At 68.4% G+C, this 22277-nt stretch carries 20 protein-coding genes; 9 read left to right on the plus strand and 11 right to left on the minus strand.

All coding sequences use genetic code 11. The features are described 5' to 3' along the window. Positions 1–27 precede the first annotated feature (27 nt). Together D7D52_RS10665 and D7D52_RS10670 are read left to right on the plus strand one after the other, a co-directional pair. On the plus strand, positions 28–678 hold the full coding sequence (locus D7D52_RS10665) for a GntR family transcriptional regulator (RefSeq protein WP_120736167.1): 651 nt from the start codon (positions 28–30) through the stop codon (positions 676–678). After that, the gene (locus D7D52_RS10670; RefSeq protein WP_120736168.1) at positions 678–1904 is read left to right on the plus strand and encodes an MFS transporter; all 1227 of its coding nucleotides are present in this window, start codon (positions 678–680) and stop codon (positions 1902–1904) included. The genes D7D52_RS10665 and D7D52_RS10670 overlap by 1 nt, the downstream gene beginning before the upstream one ends. Position 1905: 1 nt before the next feature. Here D7D52_RS10670 and D7D52_RS10675 read toward each other — a convergent pair whose 3' ends face one another. Beyond that, the gene (locus D7D52_RS10675; RefSeq protein ID WP_120736169.1) at positions 1906–2595 is read right to left on the minus strand and encodes a dienelactone hydrolase family protein; all 690 of its coding nucleotides are present in this window, start codon (positions 2593–2595) and stop codon (positions 1906–1908) included. Between the two features lie 159 nt (positions 2596–2754). Between D7D52_RS10675 and D7D52_RS10680 the strand changes: the two genes are divergently transcribed. Both D7D52_RS10680 and D7D52_RS10685 read left to right on the plus strand, forming a co-directional pair. Then, positions 2755–3048 carry a type II toxin-antitoxin system Phd/YefM family antitoxin gene (locus D7D52_RS10680; protein WP_222932808.1) on the plus strand — a complete coding sequence of 98 codons (294 nt, stop codon included), beginning with the start codon at positions 2755–2757 and terminating at the stop codon, positions 3046–3048. Between the two features lie 216 nt (positions 3049–3264). After that, positions 3265–4257 carry a TIGR03560 family F420-dependent LLM class oxidoreductase gene (locus tag D7D52_RS10685; protein WP_120736171.1) on the plus strand — a complete coding sequence of 331 codons (993 nt, stop codon included), beginning with the start codon at positions 3265–3267 and terminating at the stop codon, positions 4255–4257. 66 nt (positions 4258–4323) lie between these two features. Here the strand turns inward: D7D52_RS10685 and D7D52_RS10690 are convergent, their stop codons facing one another. Continuing rightward, the gene (locus D7D52_RS10690) at positions 4324–5640 is read right to left on the minus strand and encodes a family 1 glycosylhydrolase (protein ID WP_120736172.1); all 1317 of its coding nucleotides are present in this window, start codon (positions 5638–5640) and stop codon (positions 4324–4326) included. A gap of 67 nt (positions 5641–5707) precedes the next feature. Here D7D52_RS10690 and D7D52_RS10695 point away from each other — a divergent pair, with 67 nt between their 5' ends. Continuing rightward, a complete protein-coding gene (locus tag D7D52_RS10695) occupies positions 5708–6289 on the plus strand; it encodes a TetR/AcrR family transcriptional regulator (RefSeq protein WP_120736173.1) in 582 nt (193 codons plus the stop codon). Between the two features lie 18 nt (positions 6290–6307). On the opposite strand, the gene D7D52_RS10700 is transcribed toward D7D52_RS10695, so the two are convergent. From D7D52_RS10700 to D7D52_RS10710, 3 genes are read right to left on the minus strand one after another with little or no spacing between them, the layout of a single operon-like run. Beyond that, positions 6308–7828: a YfcC family protein gene (locus D7D52_RS10700; protein ID WP_120736174.1), complete on the minus strand. Its 1521-nt coding sequence runs from the start codon at positions 7826–7828 to the stop codon at positions 6308–6310. Next, complete coding sequence (locus tag D7D52_RS10705) at positions 7825–9174, minus strand: M20/M25/M40 family metallo-hydrolase (RefSeq protein ID WP_120736175.1); 1350 nt, start codon at positions 9172–9174, stop codon at positions 7825–7827. Before D7D52_RS10705 ends, D7D52_RS10700 begins: the two co-directional genes overlap by 4 nt. After that, positions 9153–9398, minus strand: a complete 246-nt coding sequence (locus tag D7D52_RS10710; protein ID WP_120736176.1) for a hypothetical protein — start codon at positions 9396–9398, stop codon at positions 9153–9155. The genes D7D52_RS10705 and D7D52_RS10710 overlap by 22 nt, the downstream gene beginning before the upstream one ends. A 214-nt stretch (positions 9399–9612) precedes the next feature. Between D7D52_RS10710 and D7D52_RS10715 the strand changes: the two genes are divergently transcribed. Further along, positions 9613–10635, plus strand: coding sequence for a helix-turn-helix domain-containing protein (locus tag D7D52_RS10715; RefSeq protein ID WP_120736177.1), 1023 nt, complete (start codon positions 9613–9615; stop codon positions 10633–10635). A gap of 1 nt (position 10636) precedes the next feature. Here D7D52_RS10715 and D7D52_RS10720 read toward each other — a convergent pair whose 3' ends face one another. Then, a complete protein-coding gene (locus tag D7D52_RS10720) occupies positions 10637–13021 on the minus strand; it encodes an aminotransferase class I/II-fold pyridoxal phosphate-dependent enzyme (RefSeq protein ID WP_120736178.1) in 2385 nt (794 codons plus the stop codon). Then, positions 13018–14034 carry a helix-turn-helix domain-containing protein gene (locus tag D7D52_RS10725; protein ID WP_120736179.1) on the minus strand — a complete coding sequence of 339 codons (1017 nt, stop codon included), beginning with the start codon at positions 14032–14034 and terminating at the stop codon, positions 13018–13020. Before D7D52_RS10725 ends, D7D52_RS10720 begins: the two co-directional genes overlap by 4 nt. Positions 14035–14399: 365 nt before the next feature. Here D7D52_RS10725 and D7D52_RS10730 point away from each other — a divergent pair, with 365 nt between their 5' ends. Further along, a complete protein-coding gene (locus D7D52_RS10730) occupies positions 14400–14729 on the plus strand; it encodes a hypothetical protein (RefSeq protein WP_246023777.1) in 330 nt (109 codons plus the stop codon). A 61-nt stretch (positions 14730–14790) separates the two neighbouring features. On the opposite strand, the gene D7D52_RS10735 is transcribed toward D7D52_RS10730, so the two are convergent. Further along, positions 14791–16113 (minus strand): ROK family transcriptional regulator, encoded by a 1323-nt coding sequence (locus D7D52_RS10735; RefSeq protein ID WP_120736180.1) that lies wholly within the window; start codon positions 16111–16113, stop codon positions 14791–14793. Positions 16114–16178: 65 nt separating this feature from the next. Here D7D52_RS10735 and D7D52_RS10740 point away from each other — a divergent pair, with 65 nt between their 5' ends. Beyond that, a complete protein-coding gene (locus D7D52_RS10740) occupies positions 16179–17735 on the plus strand; it encodes a carboxylesterase/lipase family protein (RefSeq protein WP_120736181.1) in 1557 nt (518 codons plus the stop codon). Positions 17736–17844: 109 nt separating this feature from the next. Continuing rightward, entirely contained in the window at positions 17845–18570 is a 726-nt protein-coding gene (locus D7D52_RS10745; protein ID WP_246023779.1) for a S1 family peptidase, read from the plus strand. On the opposite strand, the gene D7D52_RS10750 is transcribed toward D7D52_RS10745, so the two are convergent. From D7D52_RS10750 to D7D52_RS10760, 3 genes are all read right to left on the minus strand, one after another. Then, a complete protein-coding gene (locus tag D7D52_RS10750; protein WP_120736182.1) occupies positions 18567–19613 on the minus strand; it encodes an aminotransferase class V-fold PLP-dependent enzyme in 1047 nt (348 codons plus the stop codon). The genes D7D52_RS10745 and D7D52_RS10750 overlap by 4 nt on opposite strands. Before the next feature lie 68 nt (positions 19614–19681). Further along, positions 19682–21184: a flavin-containing monooxygenase gene (locus tag D7D52_RS10755; protein ID WP_120736183.1), complete on the minus strand. Its 1503-nt coding sequence runs from the start codon at positions 21182–21184 to the stop codon at positions 19682–19684. A gap of 85 nt (positions 21185–21269) precedes the next feature. Continuing rightward, the gene (locus D7D52_RS10760) at positions 21270–22277 is read right to left on the minus strand and encodes an AurF N-oxygenase family protein (RefSeq protein ID WP_120736184.1); all 1008 of its coding nucleotides are present in this window, start codon (positions 22275–22277) and stop codon (positions 21270–21272) included.

Raw genomic sequence — 22277 nt, forward strand, 5'->3', positions numbered from 1 at the left:
GCAAACCACTCCTGCGGCGCATCTAGTATGCAAGTCGTGTCCAAGATCGTCTCCGCCGCCGAACGCGCCTACCGCGACATCAAGGAACGCATCCTCAGCGGCGAGTTACCCGGCGGGGAGCTGGTCAGCGAAAACGAGATGGCCCGGGAGCTCGGGACCTCCCGCACACCGGTGCGCGAGGCGTTCCTGCGCCTCGAGACCGAGGGCTGGATGCGGTTGTATCCCAAGCGCGGAGCCCTCGTCGTCCCCGTGCCCTCGCACGAGGCCGAACACGTCGTGCACGCCCGCTACATCGTGGAAACCGGTGCGGTCGACGCGCTCACGCGGATCGCGCGCGCGGGGCTGGTGCCCCGGCTGCGCGAATCCCTCGACCGCCAGCGCGATCTCGCCGACGCCGGCGAGCTCGACGAATTCGCCATCGTGGACGCCGATTTCCATCGCGAGTACGTGGTGGCCGCCGACAATCCGCTGCTCACCGGCTTCTACGACTCGCTGCGCGAACGCCAGCGCCGCATGAACAGCGTCGCGCTGCGCCGGGGCGAGACCGATATGGATCGAATCATCGCCCAGCACAACCGAATCGCGAACCTGATCGAAGCCGCCGACGCCGCCGGATTCGCCGAAGCACTCGCCGAACATCTCACCGAGGTGCACGGCGTGACCCTGAGAGGACTGTGATGGCGACGCTGACCTCCGTCGACGCCCGGGCGAGCGGCCTGGGCACCCATCCCAAAGCGTGGGCGGCCGTGGCCGCGGCGATCTTCGCGATCGCCTGGGGCGGTAACGAATTCACCCCGCTGCTGGTCATGTACAAGCGGGACGGCCTGTCGGTGGCCACCGTGGATCTGCTGCTGTTCGAATACGTGCTCGGCATCATTCCCGCGCTGCTCATCGGTGGCCCGCTGTCGGACCGCTACGGCCGCCGTCCGCTCATGCGACCCGCACCGCTGATCGCCGCGACCGGTTCGACGCTGCTGGCCTTCGGCGCGGATTCGGTGCTGATGCTCTCCGCTGGACGGGTGCTGTGCGGTATCGCGCTGGGGCTGGCCATGGCAGTGGGCAGCAGCTGGCTCAAGGAACTCTCGCAGGCCCCCTTCACCGCCGAGTCGGTGCCGGGCACCGGGGCGCGCCGCTCGGCCATGAGCCTCACCGGTGGTTTCGGGCTGGGCGCGGGGGTGGCCGGGGTGCTGGCGCAGTGGGGGCCGTGGCCGGACAGCCTGCCCTACCTGATCAATGTGACGCTGTGCGTGACCACGGCGGCGGTGCTGGTCCGCGCTCCGGAAACGATTGTCCGGCAGGCGAATCCAGGCCGGTTGCGGGACGACTTGAAGGTGCCCGCCGTGGCGCATCACCGTTTCCGCACCGTCGCGCTGCCGATCTGCCTGTGGCTGTTCGCCTCGTCGGCGGTGGCCTACGCCATCCTGCCGACCCTCATGATGCCCAAGGTGCACGGCGCGCCCATCGCGTTCTCCGCCTTGATCACGGTCATCACCCTCGGCTGCGGTTTCGGCATTCAATCGGTGGCCCGGCGCATCGACCGCCCCGGCACGCTGCGGCTGCCCGTCCTCGCGTTGACCCTCGTCATCACCGGCATGGTGCTCGCCGCGGCGGCCGCCGCCACCCTCACCATGTGGCTGACTGTGCTCACCGCCATCGCGCTGGGCATGGGCTACGGCAGCGGACTGGTCGCCGGCCTGCTCGAGATCGAGCGCATGGCCCGATCCGACGACCTGGCCGGCCTCACCGCCGTCTTCTACGCGGTCAGCTACCTCGGCTTCGGCGTGCCCGCCGTCATGGCCGTCTGCCACGACAGCCTGGGCGTCGGCTACCCGGCGATGCTGGGCGTCCTCGCCGCCGCCTGCGCGGTCTGCCTGACCATCGTGAGCCGTTCTCGCCCAGCGTGATTCAGCGCAGATGGGCATCGAAGAACGCGAAGATCCGCCGCCACGCGTCCTCGGTCGCCTCCTCGTTGTAGCCCAGCCCGGTCACGCGCATCACCGATTCGGCGGGGGTCAGGTTCGCGAAGGAGTGGGTGACGCCCGGGTAGGTCTTCACGTCGTGATCGATGCCGTATTCGGTGAGCACGCGTTCGAGCTTCGGCCCGCGGCGGGGGTTGGCCGGATCGAGCGCGCCGTAACTGGCAACGATCGGACAAGATCCGCGCAGCATCTGCTCGTAATTGCCGCGCCCGGAAGGGTAGAAGGGCGCCGCGGCGTCGAAACCCTTGGTGGCCACCAACAGTGCGAATCCGCCGCCCAGACAGAACCCGACCACCGCGACGCGACCGGTGCACCCCGGATCCGCGATGAGATGGGCGCGAGCGCTCAAAATATCCTTGACCGTGACCCCGTCCCCATTGGCGATCAACTCCCGCATCATCCCCGGCACACACCGCACCCGCCCCCGCGCGAACAGATTCGGCGCGATCGCCAGATACCCACCCCGAGCCAGCCGATCAGCGGTCCCCCGCACATCCGCCCCCATCCCCATCCCATCGTGCAACACCACCACCCCCGGCCACGGCCCCTCCCCCTCCGGCACCGCCACATACGCGTCGACAACCCCATTGGGCGTGCTCAGCTCAACTTCGCTCATCGATGAGCCCCTCACTCGAAGACCGAACCAACCCCCGCATCATAACCTGTCTGGGACAATCCCCCGCCCGCGCCACAGCCGCCCGATCGCGAACGTCATCCTGTGCGGAATCAATACCCTGGAGGGGTCGCCGACACGAGAGGACACATCATGCGCGCCATGCACGCCACCGAGGCCGGGGCAAACTTCGACGCAGTCCTCGACGCCGCCACCGAGGACCACGACGAAGTCGTCATCACCCGGAGCGGCGGAAAAGCGGCCGCAGTCGTGATCTCCCTCGCCGAGTACAACGCGATGAAGGAAACGGCCTACCTGATGTCGTCCTCGGCGATGGCGCGGAGACTCACGGAATCCATCGCGGCCGTCAACGCAGGGAAGGTCGAAGCCCAAGACCTGTTCCGGAGCGATGAGGGGTCCTCTTCGGAGCGGGGCCCAGGGTTTGGTTCGGGGTGAATCCAATTTCGAGGGTGGGCGGTTGGCGGCCGTGAGCATCATCGATGTTGTGCCACCTGGGTCGCGCGGGGCGGCGCCGAACTGTCTCGTGGGTATAGAGGCGCGGTTTGGGCGCAGACTGGACGCGGCCGAACTGGATGTCGTGGGTTCGGCGTTGCGCAAGGTGCTCGGCCCGGCCGGGGTGGAGACAACGGTTTCGAACAGAGGAGAGTTCTAGTGCGTTTCGGCATCTTCGTTCCGCAGGGCTGGCGGCTGGATCTGGTGGGGGTCGAGCCTGCGGCGCAGTGGGGGGTGATGCGGGATCTGGCGCGGCGGGCCGATGCGGGGGACGCGTGGGAGTCGGTGTGGGTGTACGACCATTTCCATACCGTGCCGGTGCCCAGCGAGGAGGCCACGCATGAGGCGTGGTCGCTGATGTCGGCGTTCGCGGCGAGCACCTCGCGGATTCGGCTCGGGCAGATGTGCACGGCGATGAGTTATCGGGATCCGGCGTATCTGGCCAAGGTGGCCGCCACCGTCGACCACATTTCCGGCGGACGCGTGGAGATGGGGATCGGCGGCGGCTGGTATGAGCACGAGTGGCGCGCCTACGGGTACGGGTTCCCTTCCGCCGGAGTGCGATTGGGCCGGCTCGACGAGGGTGTGCAGATCTTCAAGCAGGCGTGGAGCACCGGCAAGGCGACCCTCGACGGTAAGCACTATCAGGTCGACGGGGCCATTGTGCGGCCGCTTCCCTTGCAGGAGGGCGGGATTCCGATCTGGATCGCGGGCGGCGGCGAGAAGGTGACGCTGCGCATTGCCGCGAAGTACGCGCAGTACACCAACTTCGCGGGTGATCCGGAGACCTTCACCCGCAAGTCGGACCTGCTGCGCGCCCACTGTGCCGACGTCGGAACGGATTTCGACGCCATCACCCGCAGCTCGAACTTCAATACCCTGGTCGGCGCGACCGAAGCCGAAGTCCAGCAGCGGTTGTCCGAACTGGAGGCCCGGCTGACGCCGTTCGTCGGCGCGGAAGGCGCGGCGCAGCACGTCAAGGACCTGTTCCGCAATTCTCCCGCGGTCGGCACCCCCGAGCAGATCGTGGAACGGCTGTCGGAGATCAAGGCGCTGGGCCTCGGTTACTCCATCCACTACTTCCCCGAAACCGCCTACGACACCAGCGGCGCGGAGCTGTTCGAGCGCGAGGTCATTCCGGCGTTGCGCTGACCCCGTCCCCGAAATCCGCCCGCCGCCATCGGTTTCCGACGGCGGCGGGCTGAGGACGGTCTCGGTTCAGCGCGGGACGGTGACCGGGTCGGTGCAGCTGGCGAGAGCGTCCACCAGCGAGCACGGTTTCGGGTCACGGGTGGGGCGATAGTCCGCGGGGACGCCGCCATCGTGGGTGATCGCGGTGTAAGCCGGCACCGCGTCGGTTGGGCGGCGGGTGAGCGTCGGATCGGTCAGGACATCGACGGTATAAAGCCCGAAACGCGGTGTGTAGGAACCCCACTCGTAGTTGTCGGTCAGCGACCAGTAGTTGTATCCGATGACGTTCATGCCGTCGGCCTTGGCACGCTGAATCCAGTACACGGTGTCGCGCAGGTCGTCGGCGCGGCTGTACCCGTCGGCGCGCGGCGCGCCGTTCTCGGTGGGCATGCCGTTCTCGACGATGTAGAGCGGCTTGCCGGGGAACTTCGTCGCGTAGTGGTCGAGCGCGTAGTAGATGCCCTCGGGTTGCAGTGGCCGCTTCCACATTTCGGTGATGTCGGCCTGGGAGCCCAGGGTGTCGGGGGTGAGCCCGTAGTAGTAGTCGATGCCGATGTAGTCGAGCTTGCCCGCGATCTTGTCGATCAGCGGGCCGTTCACCGCGTCCTCCGCACCGGGCATGTAGGCGACATTGCTGGTGACCATGGCGCCCGGCTGACGGGTGTGAATGTAGTCGTAGATCGCGCTGTGCGCCTGGGCGATTCGATCCCGCATGGCGTTCACCTCGGTGATCGGCAGCCGGCCGCCGGTGGTTTCGAGGATCGGGTAGGCCAGCGGCTCGTTGAAGGTCACCCACAGCGGATCGGCGGCGGCGAAGCGGTCGACGACCCGCCGTGCGTTGGCCAGCCAGTCCTCGACGATGCCCGGATTGCCCCAGCCGCCGCGGTCGACCTCCCAGCCCGGGTAGACCCAGTGGTCCAGGGTGATCATCGGCCGCATGCCGGCGGCCCGGATCGCGCCGATTACCTTGTCGTAGAAGCGAAGTCCATCCTCGTCCCAGACGCCCGGCCGCGGCTGCACTCGCGCCCACTCGACGCTGATCCGATACACCTTCACGCCCAGCCCCTGCGCCAGCTGGATATCCGACAGGTACCGGTCGTAGAAGTCGACGGAATCGTGGTACGCGTCCTTGGTGGCTCCCGACGCCGCGTAGCGGGACCAATTGCTGTCCGGCGCATGACCTTCGGACTGGAAGCCGGACGCCGCCACACCCCAGAGGAAGTCCGGCCCCAGGCCGTCCACGCGCGCGGGCGGCTCCGGGCGCGCGAACGCGGGGGCGGCGGTCGCGGTCAAGGCGGCGCAGGCGGCCAGCACGGCCAGGCTGAGGTTGCGGCGGGATCCCATAGCGAAAACCGTACATCGCTCGGTTTTGAGGGACAAGCAACTCTCAGAGTCCGCTTAGACTTTCCCGGTGGTGAAACGCGGACCCTACGGAAAGGGCATCGAACGACGGGAGCGGATCCTCGAAGCCGCCCTGCACACGATCGCGGAACGCGGCTTCCTGGCGACCTCGGTGGCCGAGTTGGCCGAGGCGGTCGGGCTGAGCCAGAGCGGACTGCTGCACTACTTCGGTTCGAAGGAAGAACTGTTCGTGGCGGTGCTGCGCAAACGCGACGAGTTGACCGTGGCCGCCGTGCCCGAGCCCACGCCCGAACTGCTGGTCCAGATCATTCGCCGCAACACCCAGGTGCCGGGTCTCATCGAACTGTTCACCCACATGCAGGCCGCCGCCGCCGACCCGCGCCATCCCGCGCACGAATACATGCGCACCCATTACGAACTCGGGACCGCGGGCTTCGCTGAACTCATCCGCGGTATGCAGCGGGCGGGCACGGTGCCGGCGAACGTGGATCCGGAGGTGATGGCGACGGCCTTCATGGCCCTGTCCGACGGCCTGCAATCACGCTGGCTCATCGACCCTTCCCTCGATATGGCGTTCCACCTGCACCAGTTCTGGACCCAGTACACCGGCATGCCGTTCCCGAGCGCCTGACCGAACCGGGGTGAGCGCCTAACCGATCCAGGCCGCCACCGCCAGGAACACGCCGATGAGCACGAACAGGATCGCCATCAGCGGGACGATGAATCGCACGTAGCGGTCGTAGCGCACCTTCGCCAAGGCGATGCCGCCGGTGACGACCGCCGTGGTCGGGGTGACCAGATTCGCCCAGCCGGAGGCGGACTGCCAGCCGGTCACCACCAAAGACCGTGGCACATGGGCGAAGTCGGCGAGCGGCGCCATGATCGGCATGGCCAGGGTGGCGTGGCCGGAGGTGGACGGGATGAGGAAGGCCAGCGGCACGTTCACCAGGAACACCGCCACCGCGAACACCGCCGACGAGGTGCCCGACACCACGCCCTCCAGCGCGTGCAGCACGGTGCTGGTGATCTGGGTGTTGTTCATGATGACGGTGACCCCGCGCGCCAGCACAATGACGAAGCCCGCGCCGACGAAGTCGCTGAAACCCTTGCCGACGTTCTCCGACATCTTGCCCTCGCCGAGTCCGCCCACCAGGCCGACCACGATCGCGCCGACCAGGAACAGCGCGGTCAGCTCCGGGAAGTACCAATCCAGTTCCCAGCCGAAGGGTTTCGCGTCCGGACCGTTGATCACCGTGCCCCACGGGATGATCGAGAAGATCATGAACGCGAAGGTGAGTCCCACCAGCCACAGCACCGCCACCTGCCGGCGGGTCATCGGATCCGGTTCGTGCTCATCGGCTTTCACGTCCCGATCCCCGGGTTGCCAACCCGACCAGGACTTCTCGGGATCGGCCTTGACCCGGCGGGCGTACCAGACGACATAGGCGACCGTCACCGCGGTCAGCACCACCAGCATGGCCAGCCGCAGCACGATGCCGTCGCCGATGGCGATGCCCGCCGCCGACGAGGCGGTGCCGGTGGCGAACGGGTTGACCGTCGAGCACAGTACGCCGATGCCCGCACCCGCGATGATGGCGCCGACGGCGGTCATCCGGTCGTAGCCCAGCGCCAGGGTCAGCGGCACCAGCAGGGCGTAGAAGCCCAGTGTCTCCTCGGCGAAACCCTCGACCGTGCCGGCGATGGCGAACACCACCATGATGCCGACGATCAGCAGGTACGAGCGGTTGCGCAAGGTGTACGCCAGCCGCCCGATGCCGCTGTCGAGCGCGCCGGTGGCGAAGGCGACGGTGATGAACGCGCCCACCGCGAGCACGAACAGGAAGACCGCGGCCGCGCCGTAGAGGGAGCCGTCCACGTCCGGGGCGACCTGGCCGGACTTGCCGTCCTGAATGCCGTAGAGCCCGTTGACCGGGGCCAGGAACAGATCTCGGATCCGGGTGCCGAAGCTCTGCGCGGCGGCGAGACGGTGATACGAGCCCGCGACCGGGTGCCCCTTGGCGTCGGTGTCGTACGCGCCGGGGGGAATCACGAAGGCGGCCAGCCAGACCGCGAGGGTGACGCAGGCGAGGATCGTGTAGGTGGAGGGGAATGTCCACTTCCGGCGGTGCCGTCCGGGTTTCGGCGCGGTGTCGATCGTGGCCTCGCTCATCGGCGCGCTCCTTCCGCGAACAGCCGGAAGAACTCGGCCTCGGCCAGCGTCACATTGCGCAGTTCGCTCACCAGCACCCGTTCGTTGAAACCGTGCATATTGCAGCGGGAGTCCTCGACGCCGAGCATGAGCACCTCGGCGTCCGGGTTGGCCGCGGCCATCGAATTCGTCAGCGGAATGGAACCGCCCATGGCCGAGTCGACGGCGTCCACGCCCCACGCGCGTTTCATCGCCGCGCTCATGGCCGTGTAGGCGGGACCGTCTGTGCGCGCGGCGAATCCGGCCCCGACATCACCGCCGGTGACCTCGAGCTCGATGCCGTAGGGCTTGACCTTGCGCAGGTGCTCGATGACCGCGCGCTGCCCCTCGGCGGGATCCTGCTGCGGGTGCACCCGGACATTCAGATACGCCTTCGCGTACGGAACCACCGCCGAGGCAGCGGTTTTCGTCGGCGGCGCGTCCAGGCCGATGACCGTGATCGCGGGCCCGTACCAGATGCGCTCGCCGATCGGACCGGTGCCGAGCAGCGGCATACCTGGCGCCATGCCGGTCACCTCCGCGAACTCCTGGTCGGTGTAGTTCGCGCCCTGCCAGCTGTCGCGCCGCAGTCCCGCCACCGCCACGTTCCCGTCGGCGTCGTGCAGCGTGGACAGCGCGGAGATCAAGGCCAGCAGCGCATCCGGTGCGGCCCCGCCGAACTGGCCCGAATGCACCGGCGCGTCCAGCGTGCGCACCTCGACGAACACATCGGCCACCCCGCGCAGCGCGGTCACCAGCGTCGGCTGTCCCGCCCGAATATTGCCCGCGTCGCAGATCAGCAGTGCGTCGGCCTGGAACAACTCGGGATGCTCCGCGGGATAGTCGTCGAAGACCGATCCGTACTCCTCCTGCCCCTCGATCACCACCGTCACCCCCACCGGCGGCTTCCCGCCGAAGGCCCGCAACGCCCCGATATGAGCCACCACATTGGCCTTGCAGTCCGCCGCCCCCCGCCCATAAATCGCCCCATCCCGCTCCGTGGGCGTGAAAGGCGGCGTATGCCAGAGACTTTCATCCCCGGCGGGCTGCACATCGTAATGCCCGTACAGCAGCACCGTAGGCGCCCCCTCCGGCGCCGGAATCCGCCCATACACCACCGGCGAGGTCTCCGGCAGCTCCAACACCCGAACCTCCCCCACCCCCGACTTCCGCAACTCCCCCGCAACCAAATCGTGCGCCTTCCGCACGTTCTCCTCCGGATACCCCGGAAACGCAATCGAAGGAATCTCCACCAGCCGCCCAAGCAATCCCGTCAACTCGGGCAGCATCCCATCCACCACCCCGCTCAACTCCTGACCCAGGTCCATTCCACTATCGAACCACCAGCCCAGCGAAAATCAGCGAATCTCGAGCGACACGCAATCCCCGGACGGCCCGACAGTGCCAGCCCGACGGCGAGCGCCACCACCACGTACACCAGCGACGGCAAGGTCGCCAGCGCGAACAGCATGCGCCCCGCCACCGTCGACGCCGTCACGCAACCCAGCAGGAACCGTTGCGTCAACCAGGCCGCCATTACGTACAGTGCCATTCTCTTACCGCCTTCTTGCCTTCCGTCCCGCTTCGAGTGTCGGATCGCGAATCCGCGGCATCCACCGAACCGCGCACTGTCCCTTGCCATTTGCGCCGACGTTCGACCATCGAGCGGCTCGGCCACGAATCGTCGGACCTCTGGTCGCGGCCACCGCCACGAAGTACGCTTTCGTGACACGCCGGGAGCATCCGGTTCGGCGCAGGGGGCCGCGATGACGCGTACGAATCCAGTCGGGGAACCGATCGGTGAACTCGTCCGCAGACTGCGCAAGGAGCGGGGGCTCACTCAACAGTCTTTGGCGGACAGGGCGAAATGCTCACGCAGCCAGATCCAGCAGATCGAGGCCGGCACCCGCGTACCGCAGCGACCGCTACGCGAAAGCCTGAGTGCGGTACTCGGTGTCGCGCTGCCCGCCATCGGGCCATCGGCCGCCGCCCTCGAGGCCGACAGCGGAATCGACAGCCTTCGTATGCAATTCAATGTGCTGCTGGGCAAAGACCCAGCGGCGGCGGCACATGCCCTGCGCATCACCCAGCAACTGGTGGATGCGGCCGGAGCCGCCGCGGACACCGCCTCCCTGCGCACCATCGCCCTGCGGCAACTGGCCCGGGCGGAAAGCGTGCTGGCACAGGTGCCGTCGCGCATGGTCCACATTCCGGAATGGAACACCGTCACCGACTGGTGCACGATTCTGGAGCAGGCGACGCGGTCGGTGCGAACCGTGCACGCGGCCGGTCTCGCGGTCATCGGTGGTGAAGTCGGCGACGAGTATCACAGCGCGCTCATGCGCCTCGCGGCCCGTACCGGCGCGGCCAGACTGTCGATGCGCCGCATCCAGGTCATCGACTCGATCGCGGACCTGTGGCCCTACGACGACCGGCTGTGGCGACTGACCCGCGCGGGCATCACGAATCTGGTGGTCAAACGCATCCACGCGCCCAACGCACAGGGCATGTTGCTGGTGGACGAAAGATTCTCCGTCTCAGGCGTTTACGACAATTTCCGCGAAGGCCGGCTGGCGACCAGGATCTCGGCGCTGCGACCGGATGTCGACTTCTTCTCGGATCGCTTCGCCAAACTCGAGGCACTGAGCCGGCAGGGCAAGGCGATCCGGGTCAACGACCTGATCGCCACCGAACCACTGTCCCGATTCGCCCAGCTGGACGAGGGCGAATGCCGCGCCCTGTTTCACGCCGCGCTCGAAAGAGCCTGGGACGCCCTGCCTTCCAGCTGACCTACACCATGGCGCTGTACCCGAGGATCGCCCCGACCGCCGCCGCGCTGTAGGCGCGGCTCGCGACATCCGGATACAACGACGGGAAATTGGAGCGGTGCAGCACCGTGATGGCATCGGCCACCGTCACAATGCTGTCGACTTGCGTCGCCACACAGTTGCCGCCCGCCTTGGCGGTCAGATCGACCACGACCGCACCGGTCGGCAGCGCCTCCAGGCAGCCTGGATGCAGCAGTTTCGGTGCGGGCTGCCCGCGCCGCTGCGCCGCGCACACCACCAGGTTCGGCTCGAAAGCTCGAATGAACCCGGCGATCGCGTCCGGGTGCGGACCGAGAAGGAACTCGCTCGCGCCGTGCGCCTCGGCCCACTCGAGCTGCTCGGCGCGGTTGCCGACCGCGGCCGTCGGCACCTGCGCGGACACCGTCGCGGCCGCGATGGCGGCGAGCCCGGCCTGACCGCACCCGATGACCAGCGCGCGCACGTCATGATCCGGATGCTTGCGGTGCAGGTGCTCGCGCGCCTCGTGGTACGCCACCTCGCCGGCGATCCTGCTCATGGCGGTCAGCGGATCCAGCCGCGCCGCTGTGAGTTCCGGCGGCATGTGCTCGAAGGCCACCGATTCCACGCCGGCAACGCTCAGGCGGCGAATCGATTCACGTCGCCGCACCGGATCCTGAAAACCGACCAGCAGCTGCCCGTTCCGGGCCAGCGCGTCCAGTTCGTAGGCGGGCGGTTTCACCCACGTGATCAGGTCGGCCGCGGCGAAGACACCCTTCGGGCAGGGGACCATCAACGCACCCGCCGCCTCGTAGTCGGCGTCCTCGAAACACGCCTCGCGGCCGGCGGCGCGCTCCACCACCACCCTCAGCCCGCTGCGGACCAGGGCCAGCACATCGTCGGGGGTGGACGCGACGCGTCGTTCCCGCGCGGCCGTCTCCCGCAGCACACCGATCGTCTTGACATGTGCGGCGCGTGCGGGAATCCGGCGTTCCAACAAGGCGCCCGAATAGGTCATACCGGCGTCGATTCGCTCGAGCAGTCGCTCGACGCGGTCGAACAGTTCCTCGAAGGGATCGGCCCCCGACTCGGTTCCCAGCCGCCGCGGCGTGATCACATTGAGCCGCAGGCCCATTCGCCGCGAGCCGGTGCGATCCAAAGCGACGCTGTCGATTCCGGCGCCCGTCAGCAGCAGATCCTCCAGATCCGCGCTGGATCGCACGCCGGCCTCCGCCATCACGTCGGCCCGGAACTCGAGCGTCAGGAACATGCCGTCCCGGCTGCCCAGGGGGCGAAGCAGGTCGCTGCCGAACCTGGCGTTGATCCCAGCCACCGACCGCCGCGCGGCTTCCATCCGTTCGCGCAGTATCTTTCGATTCTGGACGAGGCGATCGTCCGACGTGCCTTCGATGGTGGCGCGAACGAGATGCGTGGTCTCGCGCTGGAACGCCACGCGCAGCCGCTTGCGGATCGCGGTCAGCCATTCCTGGTTGCCGGTGCACGCCGCACCGAACTTGCAGGGCCCGAAAGCGTTGAACGCCTTGGAATTACCTGTGATGCTCAGCACGCGGTCGTAGAGCCGGACGGGTCCGTTCTCGGACGGCACGACGAGGGCGGCGATCGGAATGTGCCCGTCCACCAACAAGTCGAACGACATATCGCAGATCACCGGAACATCGGCCGCGACCAATACCCGGCCGATCTCGATCAGTTGCTCGACGGTGTAGTCGGCGACCACCGGATTTCCGGGCAGCGTCAGCAGCACACCACACAGGTCACCCTGCGCCGCATGGTATTTCAGTGCCTCCGCCAGCGACCGCGGATCGATCCGAAAGTCGTCGTCCGCGCTGACCTCGGTGGTCACGATCCGCAGACCGTACTTGGCGATATGCCCGGCGGCACTCTTGTAGTAGCCCTCCGGGCACACCAGTACACCGCCGGGGCGAGCCAGCGTGGCGATCGCCTCCTCCAGCAACACCGTGCTCGAGTAGGGGCTGACGATCACCTCCGCGGTATCGACGCGGATACCGCGCAGGCCGGGCCCGGGCTCCGCGATGCGGGTGAAAAGCCGTTCGGCCGCCAGCTTTCGCAGGATCAGCGGCTGCTTCTTCTCGTAGGGCGAACCGCCGCCGAGGGTGCCGTGACCGCCCTCGGCATGACCCGCCAGCACCTGCGCCCATGCGGAATCGACGGCCCGGACCGCGTTCTCGTCCATGGGTAGCCCGGTCTCACCGTGGTACGCGTCGATCAGTCCGCGGTAGCCGCGACCGTTCGTCCCCTGGAATCGGCTCTCGCTGTCGAAATAGCCGCGCGCGAGCTCCTTCCGTCGATCGGAGCGATCCGCTACCTCGACCGGGTCCAGCGGCGACACCGCGACCCCTCCGCTCATCTGGGCACGCTTTCGGTGTCGGGGTCCTCGTTGTTCCACGCGCGCCGCAGCGCCGCGCGAAAGCGCGGCCGGCAATCGTCGTCCAGGCGGGCGAACCGGACCAGGCCCGTCGCCTGCACGAGATCGTTGACGACCAGCGCCCTGCCGTAGTTCTTGAGTTCGCGCAAATGGTTGAACTTGCGGTAGGCGGCCTGGACGTCGTGGCGCAGGGTGGAGAAGCGGCTGGAGTCGCGTTCCTTGCGGCGGAAGTCGTAGTCGCCGGCGAGCACGTAATTGTCGTCGACGATGAGGATGCCTTGCGCGTTGGGCGCGAAATCGCGGTTCACCAGGATGGTTTCGACGCCGGCCTTGACCTGATGCCAGAGTCTGTCCTCGTAGGGCTCGATGTTCAGCACGTCGTCGAGCACGTAGACGCGCTGCACCGACACGCCGGAGCGGGCCTTGGCGAGGATTTCGCGGTGGTACTCGTCGCCGACGTCGCCGCCGATGGCGCCCAGCTCCGCGGTGTGGATGGCGCAGATTCGCTGCTCGGCGCGGACCAGCACGGTGAGCCAGTCGATGATCGTGTTCCACTCCCGCACAACGACACTGCCGGAGGGGATTTGGGTCAGTACTTCCTCGGCGCGGTCGAGTTGGCGGTCGGCGATGTCGCGGAGGGGGGCGAGGATGTCGTCGGTGTCGTCGAGGGCGGCGAGGCTTTGGGCGATGGAGAGGGCGCGGGTGGCTATGGCCGAGTTCTGGTTCAGGAGGATGTCGAAGCGGATGCGCATATCGCTGAGGGCGGCTTCGGCGTCGGTTTCGTCCCCGGCGCCGGGCAGGCGTTCGCCGAGAACGGCGCTCAGCTTCTCGCGCTGTGCGCGCGGGGGTACGCGGGTGCCGTTCTCGATCTGCTGAATCAGGCTGCGCGAGCAGCCGACTCGTTGGGCCAGCGTCTCCTGCGTGAGGTTGCGCTGCCGGCGGAGCCGCTTGACCACCACGCCGATAGGCTCGCCGTCCGAGGCCGAGCGAGACATGCTCGTCTCCCATCATGTTCTGCATTGCTCAGACGTGTCATGCGCTGCCCATCCTAAGCACGATGTGTCATTTTCGCCATTACAGAACTTGCAAGAGTCGGCGGATTCATTTACAAGGCAGGCTAAACGGTCAAAAAGGTCACGGAGTTGCGCGTAAAACCGCTCTCCGCGCGACACAATTGGCCGCTTCGGCCGCTCAGCGTCGGCCGAATCGCTTGAAATCAGCGATATTTCGGATACTTCTATTCATCAGTGCTTAGCTGTAAGCGGAATGCGCTTTTCTTGTGCCGATCATGAGCAGTTGTTCTGGCTTTCTGCCATCCATGCACTCGACTATCCTTGGTGATACAACACGATTCGAGGAGGTGCCCGACCTCATGGCCCTCGAGACGACGCATCAGACCGTCACCAGCGACCGGACGCCCGAAAGGGCCTTTCGCACAGGACTTTCCGCCGACAGCTGGCAGCTTTCCTGGCTGCCCGACCGGCTCCTCACCTTCGAGCAAGCGCGCAACGGCGTCGTGCTGGACGAAATCCTGTCCGATCCCGCGCCCGCCGATCCCGAGCAGGCGCTCGAACTGGCCGAACTCCTCGCCGACGATCTCGGCCTCACGCTGCGCGAAGTCGTTGTGCTGCTGTGGGATCGGCTGGCCGCGCACGAAGCCGGGCGCGACCGCTCGATGTCGGCACTCTAGCCGGACCCCCAGACCGCCGCTCGCACGGGCGGCACGGGCGGTGACGGCCGGAGGGGTGCCGTCACCGCCTCGTCCCGGCCCCGACCGGCAGCGGCGGGACCACGGATGGATCGGAAAGCACTGCGCGGCGGGCGAATCCGAGCGCACCGACCAGAATCCCGTCCGCGCCGAGCGCCGCCGGGGTGACACCGAGCCCGAGACCGCCGGCGAGCGCGCGACGGCCCGCCAAGCGCGCCTCGACCGTCGGCGCCAGCCACGGGAACCAGTCGGCCAGCAGGCCACCCAGGACCACCTCGTCGGCGTCGAGCAGGGCGGTGACGGCGAGAATGGCGACGCTCAGGGCGCGCGCGGCTCTGTCCAGCGCATCCAGCGCTCGCACATCCCCGCGGCGCAGCAGCGTCAGGAGTTCCGCATTGGCGGCCTGTGACCCGCTGCGGTGCAAGCGATCCTGCAATCCGGCGGCTTCGAAGACCGCTTCGGGGCCCGTGTAGAGAACCAGGCATCCGCGCGCGCCGCACACGCATTCCGGACCGTCGATGGTGACGGGAATGTGGCCGGGCTCGCCCGCCACCCCGTGGCTGCCGGTGTGGATGCGCCCGTCGAGCACGACGCCGCCGCCGATCCCGGTGCCCGCCTCGATCAGCACCAGACCGCGCGAATCATGGTTCAGCGCATGGAATTCCGCCAGCGCCGCGGCATTGGCGTCATTGACCACGTCGATCGCCGGCGCGGCGCCCACCAGCCGCCGCGCCACCAGCTCGCCCAGCCGCACCGGCTCCATCCAGCCGAAATCCGGTGCGACCAGAACGGTGTGCGCGGCATCGTCGCCGACCGGCCCGGCCATGGCGATCACCACCCGCGCGAGAACCGAACGCGCAGCGAGCGTGTCGTGGTCGCCGGCGGAGCGCGCATCGGCTCCTGATTCGGCGGCGCTCGTGTCGGCTCGGATCCCGATTTCGGGTAGGGCGGCGATGATTCGGGTGATCACGCCCGCGATCGCGTCCGCCATCGCTCGCGGAGTGCCGGGCGCGAGTGCGTGCGCGACGGTGTCGCGCCACAGCATCTCGCCGGCGAGGTCGGCCACCGCGACCCGCAGGTGCTCGGAGGTGACCTGCACGGCGGCAACCAGGGCACGGGACGGGATCAAGCGGAGGGGGCGGCCGGGACGGCCGCGGGTGCCGGAGCGCAGCGCGTCGTCCTCGCGCAGCAGGCCGCGGTCGGTGAGATCGGCGACGAGCGCGGTGACCGAGCCGTGCGCGAGCCCGGTCGCGGCGGCCACCTCGGTGCGCGCGACCGGGCCGTGGTCGGCGAGGTGGCGCAGGACCAGGCCGAGGTTGCGACGGCGGATGGCCGCCGAGTCGGTGGGCGGGTGCGCGGGATCCACGAGGTTGACACTATGGTGTCCAGTAAATATTTCAAGCCTTGACTTAAATAAGATCCGAGGGCGGCATGAGGGCACAACGGTTCGGACGGCGCGCAGTACTGCTGGGAGCGGGGGCGCTGGCGCTGACCGCGGCCTGCGCCGGCGGGAAATCCGGCTCCGGCGAGAGCGGCACGGACACCGTCACCACGGCATCGGGACCGGTGCGCGGTACGCGCCGCGCGACCGGCGTCGCGTTCCTGGGCATCCCGTTCGCTCAGCCACCCGTCGGGCAGCTGCGATTCGCCGCACCCCAGCCGCCGACGCCGTGGGCCGAGACGCGCGACTGCACCCGATACGGCCCGACCGCGCAGATCAAGCAGCTCGCCGAGGTCACCGCGATCCCCGAGCCCTCGATTCCGGGCGACGACATCCTCACCGTGAACGTCTTCACCCCGACCCCCGACAAGAACGCGAAACTGCCTGTCCTGGTGTGGATTCACGGTGGCGGCTTCGTGGCGGGCAGCCCGGCCAGCCCCTGGTACGACGGCGCGGCCTTCAATCGCGACGGCGTGGTGCTGGTCTCGGTCGGTTACCGGCTCGGCCTCGCGGGCTTCCTGCATCTCGACGACGCCCCGGACAATCGCGCCGTACTGGACTGGATCGCCGCCCTCACCTGGGTCCGCGACAATATCGCGGCCTTCGGCGGCGACCCGGCCAAGGTGACCATCGCCGGACAGTCCGCGGGCGGCGGCGCGGTGTGGGCGCTGATGAACACGCCGGCGGCCAAAGGGCTGTTCCGCGCGGGCATTTCGGAGTCCGGCGCGGTCACCCAGCCCAATGACAAGGCCACCGCGCTGGCCTTGTCCGCACAGTTCACCCGGCGCACCGGCCTGCCCGCGACCGCCGCCGCGCTGCGCGATCTGAGCAAGATCCAGCTGCAGGACCTCGAGGACAAGCTGCGCGCCCCCGGCCCCGACAGCACCCCCGCCGCCCTGCTGGGCCTGGCTCCCTTCGCCGACGGCACACTCATTCCGTCCCCGAGCGCCGAGCTCCTGAAATCCGGTGCGGATCAGGATGTTCCGCTGATGATCGGCTTCACCGCGCACGAGTTCAACGGCGCGTCGCTGACCGGCGCCCAGACGGAGGTCACCGACACCACCCTGCCGATGGCATTGGGCGCGCTCGGCTTCGCGCCGGCGGCCGCCGCGGACTTCCGCACCGCCTACCCGGGCCTGACCGCGAATCAGCTTGCCGGACAAGCCCAGAGCGATGCCGTCATTCGCATGCCCTCGTTCCGGGTGGCCGAGATGCGCGCGGGCCGCGACCAGCCCACCTGGCTCTACGAGTTCACCTGGACCTCGAATGCGCCCAAGTTCCAAGGCATGTCGTTCCACTGCCTGGATGTGCCCTTCGCCTTCGACGTGCTGCGCAAGGACGGCGTGACGGCGGTGGCGGGCGACAACGCGCCGCAATCGCTCGCCGACGCCATCCATCGGGCATGGGTGAACTTCGTGCGCGACGGGGACCCGGGAACGGGCTGGCCCCGCTACACTCTCGACCGGCGCGAGACCATGATCTGGTCGGCGGCACCGCAGGTTCAGTCCGATCCCTTCGCCGCACAGCGTCCGATCTGGCTGCGCTGAACCGATTACCACCGCAACCGACCGGGTACTGCCGCGACGGCGCCGGAACCGCGATGGTGCCCGGAGCTACCGGATAGCTTTGACGTCGAGTCGGATGGGTGGTTGCCTCATGCAGTTGTCGCCACGGTGGATCGCACCGGCCGCAGTGGCCGTGGCCTGCGGATTCTCCGCTGTCCCCGCCGCGCACGCCGAAACGGGCGACGCCGCGCAGGCCGATTCGGGCGGCACCGTGGCCGCCCTCGGCGGCGGTTCCGGTCTGGTCCTGGGCAAGTCCACCAAGTGCAGTCTCACCACCATCGGCTACGACGCCGCCGGGCGGCTGGTCGGCTTCACCGCCGGGCACTGTGCCGAGGCCGGGACGGCGGTGCGCGGCGAGCAGTTCCCCGACGCCGGGGTGGTCGGTGTGGTTCAGGACTCCGACGCCGAACTCGATTACGCCGTCATCGAATTCGACCCGGCCGCGGTGACGCCGCTGCACGCGGTCAACGGCAGCGCCATCACCGGTCTCGCGGGCGCGCCCCCGGAGTGGAGCGTAGTCTGCCAGAACGGCCGCACCAGCGGGCGCGCCTGCGGGGTGGTGTGGTCGTCGAGTCCGGTCGGCTTCACCGAGCAGGCCTGCTCCAGCTACGGCGATTCCGGCGCGCCGGTCACCTTCGGCGATCAACTCGTCGGCATGGTCTCCGCCCCGCTCATCAGCGATACCCGGGTGCTGCGTTTCAGCTGCACCGACACCAGCAATCCGGTCCACTCCCCCGTCATCGCCGTCGCCTTCGACACCGTCCGCAATGCCGTCGACGCGGGCAAGGGCGTGGGCAGCGGCTTCCAGCCGGTCTAGTCCAGGGCGTCGAGGGCGCGGTCGACGTCGTCCTCGGTGTTGTAGAGGTGGCAGGCCAGCCGCAGCCGCCCGGCGCGCATGGCGCCGACAATCCCTGCCGCACGGGCCCTTTCGAGCTGGGCCTCCGATACCGCGAGCGACACCACCGGCGAATCGCCCTCGGGCAGGCCCAGTCCCTTGCGCAGCCGGTCGGCGAGGGCGAGATCGTGGCGCTGGATGGTCTCGATGCCGACCCGCTCGAGCAGGTCGAGGCTGCGGCGCTGGCCGTGCCAGGCGGGCCAGACCGGGCCGACATCGAAGCGGCGAGCGTCCGGCGCCAGCCGCAGCGGGCCGTCGTAGCAGGTCTCCCACGGGTTGTAGCCGGCGTACCAGCCGGCGGCGAGCGGGGTCAGCTCGTCCAGTGCCGCAGGCGTTCCCGCGAGGAAGGCGGTGCCCTTGGGGCCGAGCAGCCACTTGTAGCCGACACTGACGATCCAGTCCGCGCCGGTTTCGTGCACCGGCAGCCAGCCGACGGCCTGGCTCACGTCGAACAGCACGCGCGCGCCGTGCGCCCGCGCGGCCGCGACCGTGGCGGCGATGTCCAGCACCGCACCGTCGGCCGACTGCACCACCGCGGCGGCCACCAGGTCGATGCCGGGGTGGACGGCGTCGGGCAGTTCGGCCAGCGGCACCACCCGCACGTCCAGATCGGTGCGCACCAGGAAAGGCCAGAGCACGGAATTGAATTCGTGCTCGGGCACCAGCACGCCCGACCCCGGCGGCAGACTCTGCGCCACCAGCCCGACGAACTGCGATACCTGCGATCCCACCGCCACCTGCGTGGCCGCGAAACCCGTCAGCCGCCCGAACGCCGCGCGGCACTCGTCGATGACGGCGTCCACGCCGGGAATGTCGAACTCCCCGCGCATGCGCTGTTCCTCGGCCGTGACCACGGCCGCCACCACGGATTTCGGCAGCAGGCCATAGCTGGCCGCATTGAGATACGTGGTGGTGGGCACGAACTCGTCACGGACGAGGGCGGCGAAGGCGGGCGCAGGCGACATCCCTCCATCCTGCGGCCGCCCGGCTCAGGTCGAAAGGGCCAGCCACCCGAGTACTGGCTTGATCGCCGTCAGGCCGAGCGGGATTCCGCGCCGGCCGGGGTCGCGGCGGCGACACCGCGGCGGAACCGCAGGATGCCGTCCTCGAGCGGCGCCTTGCGCAGCAGCGCCCGGTCGCGGAAGTAGTTGTTGACGACCTGCCACGGGCCACGGGTGCCCTGACGCGGCATCACGCCGTCACCGCGCTGGATGTAGCCGGAGGTGAGCGCGCCGCCCATGAGCGAAGCCTCGGAGCGGTCGCCCTCTTCGGGCACGGCGACGACCTCGGTGTAGCCGTTGTCGCGCATGTGGTTGAGCAGGCGGCAGAAGTACTCGGCGGCCAGATCGGCCTTGAGGGTCCAGGAGGCGTTGGTGTAGCCGAGGATCACCATCATGTTGGGCACCGTGCCCAGCAGTGCGCCCTTGTAGGCCACCAGGTCTCGGGTGGCGAGGGTCTCGCCGTCCACCTCGAGGGTGGCGCCGCCCAGCATCTGCACGCTCAAACCCGTTGCGCTGACGATGATGTCGGCTTCGATCTCGGCGCCGGAGGACACCCGGATGCCCTTCTCGGTGAAGGTCTCGATGGTGTCGGTGACGATGGACGCCTCACCCTTGCGCAGCACCTTGAACAGGTCGCCGTTGGGCACCACGCACAGCCGCTGATCCCACGGGTTGTAGCTGGGGGTGAAGTGCCGCATGTCGATGTTCGGGCCGACCTGCGCGCGCACCGCGGCCAGCATGAGCTTGGCCGACAGCTTCGGGTTGGTGCGCGAGAGCTGGTAGCTGGCCCGCTGCAGCGCGATATTGCGCGCCCGGCCCGCCTTGTAGGCCACGGCCGCAGGGACTTTCGCGAACTTGAAGCCGACCGCGACCGGATCGTCGGCGGGCAGCGCGGCGATGTAGGTGGGCGAACGCTGCAGCATGGTGACGTGCGCGGCGTCCTTGCTCATGGCCGGGATGAGCGTGATGGCCGTGGCGCCGCTGCCGATCACGACGACCTTCTTGCCGCGGTAGTCGAGGTCCGCCGGCCAGTGCTGCGGGTGCACGATGCGGCCGCCGAAGTTCTCCTCGCCGGGGAACGCGGGGCGATAGCCGTTGTCGTAGTCGTAGTAGCCGGTGGCGCCGATCAGGAAGTCGCTGGTGTAGGTCTCGGTCTTGCCGGTGCGCTCGTCGAGCACCTCGACCGTCCAGCGGCCCTGCGCGCTGGACCACGAGGTCTTGGTGACCTTGCGGCCGAAGCGAATGTGGTCGGTCACGCCGTACTCGCGCGCGGTGTCCTCGATGTACTCCCGGATGTGCGGGCCGTCGGCGAGCACCTTGGTGCCGTGCCAGGGCCGGAAGCCGTAGCCGAAGGTGTACATGTCCGAGTCGGAGCGGATGCCGGGGTACTTGAACAGGTCCCAGGTGCCGCCGATGGCGGTCCGGCGCTCCAGAATCAGGTAGCTGCGCCCGGTCTTCTCCCTGGTCAGGTGGCAGGCCATGCCGATGCCGGACAGCCCCGCGCCGATGATCAGTACGTCGACATGTCGCGTCATTGGAGTCTCGCTTCTGGTCGCGCCCGAACACCGGCGTCCGGGCGCCTAGAGTATTACATGTAAATCGCGGTAACGTCTACCACGGTCACGCGGCTCGGACCTGCCCGGGCCGATCCGGCTCCGAGCGATACCGCGTGGTCGGGCCGTCGATGCCGAGTACTTTCCACACCCGCTTGGACACCGGGTTCATCAGGCCGATGCGGGTGGCGAGGGCGCGGACGTCGCCGAAGAAGCCGGCGAAGGCCTCCTTCGCCTCGTCGGTGCCGAAGAAGACGTCCTTGCGCACCGAGCGCGGGATGTCGAACTCGCGGAAGAACGCGCGGGGCGGGATCACGATGGCGCGGCCGCCGATCCACATGACGATCGGGAACGCCAGCGACAGCACGAACTTGTTCAGCGGGTTCGACTGCGGCACATGGTGTTCGAGGAACTCGTGCGCGAAGGAGATGTGGCGCGCCTCCTCGGCGATGTGAATCGCCATGACGCCGCGCATGATCGGATGGATCTCTTCGCCGGCGCGCAGAATCGCCTTCTGCACGTGGTCGATCGGCTCCTCGCCCGAGAGCACCGCGATGAAGAACAGATTCGGGAACAGCGAGGCCAGCGCCGGCACCACATAGGTGAGCTGCTCGAGGATCGGCCCCATGCCCGGCACGTCGATCCCGATGCGGTTCACCATCTCCTGGAACATCAGCGTGTGGTTGCACTCCTCGATGACCTCGTGGGTGCAGTAGCGGAACTCCGGCGAGCCATTGCGCAGTTTGAAGGTGTGCTGGACCATGCCGCCGATGAGCAGGGTCTCGAACTGCAAGCCCACCTTGGCGATATTGGCCTGCCGCCACAGTCCGATGGCGATCTTGCGGGCCTCCGACTGCGCCTGATACCACGGGTGGCGGGCGAACATGTCACCGGAGACGGGCAGAATCCAGCGCGGATCGTTCGGGGTGACCGCGAAATCGGGGTTGTCCCAATCGATATCGGTGAACGGATCGAAGTGCTTGTCGACCGACCCCTGCGACAGCAGCAGGAGCTTCTCGGCGTACTGCCGGGCGATCTCGACCGCGGAATCGGCCTGCACGGGTGCTGACGTCAT

Source organism: Nocardia yunnanensis (assembly GCF_003626895.1).
GTDB classification, from domain to species: domain Bacteria; phylum Actinomycetota; class Actinomycetes; order Mycobacteriales; family Mycobacteriaceae; genus Nocardia; species Nocardia yunnanensis.